The following is a 1910-nucleotide window of genomic DNA, read 5'->3' as shown; positions in this document are numbered from 1 at the left end:
GAACACGATCGTGTTCGCCTGCGACGCCGGCATGGGCTCCTCGGCGATGGGCGCCAGCGTCCTGCGCAACAAGATCAAGAAGGCGGGCATCGAGGGCGTCACGGTCACCAACCAGGCGATCGCGAACCTCGACGGCACGGCCGACCTGGTCATCACGCAGAACCAGCTGACCGACCGCGCGAAGGCGCAGAACCCGGACGCGATCCACGTGTCGGTGGACAACTTCATGAACTCGCCGAAGTACGACGAGGTCGTGGAGATGGTCCGCAGCCAGCACGAGACCAAGTAACACCTGCACGCCAGGGGCTGGGGCGCAACCCCGGCCCCTGGCGTCTTCCCGTCCGGCCCGCGGTTTGCGAGGCTGGACAGCACGACGAGAAAGGCGAGAACCATGTCGGACGTCCTCCGCATCGAATCCGTTCGCATCCACCCCGGCAGCGCCACCCGCGAGGAGGCGATGAAGGAAGCCGCCGATCTGCTCGAAGCCGCCGGCTCGGTCACCGGCGAATACTTCGCCGCCATGCAGCAGCGCGAGGAGACGGTGTCCACCTACATGGGCAACGAACTCGCCATCCCGCACGGCACCAACGAGACGAAGCAGGCGATCCTCACGTCCGGCCTGTCGGTCGTCCGCTACGACGGCGGCGTCGACTGGGGCGGGGAGCCCGTCACCTTCGTCATCGGCATCGCCGGCAAGGGCGACGAGCACCTCGAGATCCTGTCGCAGATCGCCATCCTCTTCTCCGAGGAGGACGACGTCGCGCGCCTGAAGGCCGCCTCCTCCCCCGAGGAGCTGTTCCAGGCCCTCTCGGGCTCCGTCAACGCATGAAGGCCGTCCACTTCGGAGCCGGCAACATCGGGCGCGGCTTCGTCGGCCTCCTGCTCCACGAGGGCGGCTACGACCTCGTCTTCTCGGACGTCTCCGCGCCGCTCGTCGCGGCGATCAACGCGGCATCCGAGTACACCGTCCACGAGGTCGGCGAGGGTGGCACCGACAAGACGGTGACCGGTTTCCGCGCCATCGACAGCTCGACGGATGCCGAGACTTTGGTCGACGAGATCGCCACCGCCGACGTGGTGACCACCGCCGTCGGACCCACGATCCTGAAGTTCGTGGCCCCGCACATCGTCGCGGGCCTGGCGCTGCGCGATCCCTCCCTCGCTCCCCTGCAGATCATGGCGTGCGAGAACGCCATCGGCGCGACCGACCAGCTGCGCGAGCACGTGGTCGCCATCGCCGGCGAGTCGTGGGACGCCCTCGAGGCCCGCGCGGTGTTCGCCAACACCGCCGTCGACCGGATCGTCCCGGCCCAGGCCACGGGCGGCGTCGACGTGACGGTCGAGCCGTTCTACGAGTGGGCCATCGAGCGCGGACCGTTCGGCGACACCCCGCCGCACATCCCGGGCGCGCACTTCGTCGACGACCTCGAGCCCTACATCGAGCGCAAGCTCTTCACCGTCAACACCGGGCACGCCACCACGGCGTACTTCGGCGCGCGGGCGGGCATCGAGCGCATCTCCGACGCCCTCGCCGACCCGGCGATCGCGGCTCAGGTCGAGGCGACGCTCGAGGAGACGAGCGCGCTGCTCGTGCAGAAGCACGAACTCGACCCCGAGGTGCAGAGCCAGTACCGCCACACGATCCTGCGGCGCTTCCGCAACCCGGCGCTCCCCGACACCGTGTGGCGCGTCGGTCGGCAGCCGCTGCGGAAGCTCTCGCGTCACGAGCGCTTCGTCGGCCCGGCCGCCGAGGCGATCGAGCGGGGCCTGTCCGTCGACGCGCTCGTCGCCGCGATGGCCGCCGCCCTGGAGTTCCAGGATGCCGAGGACGTGCAGGCCGTCGAGCTGCAGCGGCTCCTCGGCGCGCTGGATGCCACAGCCTTCACCGCGCAGGTGACCGGCCTGGAACC

2 protein-coding genes and 1 pseudogene are annotated in these 1910 nt (G+C 69.7%); all 3 read left to right on the top strand.

The window, feature by feature from the left end; all coding sequences use genetic code 11:
• Positions 1-289 (top strand): annotated as a pseudogene (locus AVW09_RS14635) (PTS mannitol transporter subunit IIB); the annotation flags it as partial.
• Between the two features lie 102 nt (positions 290-391).
• A complete protein-coding gene (locus AVW09_RS14630) occupies positions 392-829 on the top strand; it encodes a PTS sugar transporter subunit IIA (RefSeq protein ID WP_022880320.1) in 438 nt (145 codons plus the stop codon).
• The coding region (locus AVW09_RS14625) for a mannitol-1-phosphate 5-dehydrogenase (RefSeq protein WP_063258757.1) at positions 826-1910 on the top strand (1085 nt) is incomplete at its 3' end. The genes AVW09_RS14630 and AVW09_RS14625, both read left to right, overlap by 4 nt.

The sequence above is a fragment of the Microbacterium sp. T32 genome (assembly GCF_001619615.1).
Lineage (GTDB): Bacteria > Actinomycetota > Actinomycetes > Actinomycetales > Microbacteriaceae > Microbacterium.
Note: the sequence above shows the minus strand (reverse complement) of the source record. Positions and strands in the feature narration are given on the sequence as shown.

What these genes read in the sequence shown, in the direction of transcription:
- AVW09_RS14630 (WP_022880320.1), top strand. Translation starts at nt 392, where the DNA reads ATGTCGGACGTCCTCCGCATCGAATCCGTTCGCATCCACCCCGGCAGC.